This window comes from Psychrobacter sp. 1U2 (genome assembly GCF_051847575.1).
In genome coordinates this window covers 1-686 of the sequence record NZ_JBPYDC010001151.1, presented here as the reverse complement: position 1 = coordinate 686, position 686 = coordinate 1, and the positions used below count along the sequence as shown (strand labels likewise).

At 52.5% G+C, this 686-nt stretch carries 1 protein-coding gene; it reads left to right on the top strand.

Features of this window, described 5'->3' with window-relative positions:
* The coding region (locus tag ACS8FD_RS20915; RefSeq protein ID WP_439277280.1) for a tRNA (adenosine(37)-N6)-threonylcarbamoyltransferase complex transferase subunit TsaD at nucleotides 1-686 on the top strand (686 nt) is incomplete at both ends.

Here is a 686-nt window from a genome sequence, read left to right as displayed (position 1 = left end):
ATTTGGGCGCAGCTTGGCATACGGCTTGGATATCCCTGCGATTGGGGTCCATCATATGGAAGGGCATTTGCTCGCACCGCTGATGGGTGCCAATCCACCAGCCTTTCCATTTGTCTCGCTACTGGTTTCTGGTGGACACACGCTGCTGATCGCTGCCCGTGGTATTGGGCAGTATGAGATATTGGGTGAGTCGATAGATGATGCAGCGGGTGAGTGCTTTGATAAAGCCGCCAAAATGCTCGGCCTGCCGTATCCTGGTGGCCCTAATATTGCTAAATTAGCCGAAAATGGCGACCCCAGTGCTTATGAGCTGCCGCGTCCGATGTTACATCGTGGTCTGGACTTTTCTTTTAGCGGTATGAAAACAGCGGTGCACAATCTTATCAAAGACACTGCTGGTTCTGACAGCGACCCACAAGTGCGCGCCGATATTGCCGCCAGCTTCCAACATGCCATGGTCGATACGCTAGTCAAAAAATGCGTGAAGGCATTAAAACAAGTAGAGATGAGTCGCCTAGTGATTGCTGGCGGGGTCAGCGCCAATACGCATCTGCGTAAGACCTTAGAAGCTGAACTGGCCAAAATTAATGCCACTGTGCATTATGCGCCGCCTGCTTTATGCACTGATAATGGGGCGATGATCGCTTATGCAGGTTACGAGCGCCTGCAGGCGGGGCAGGCTGATG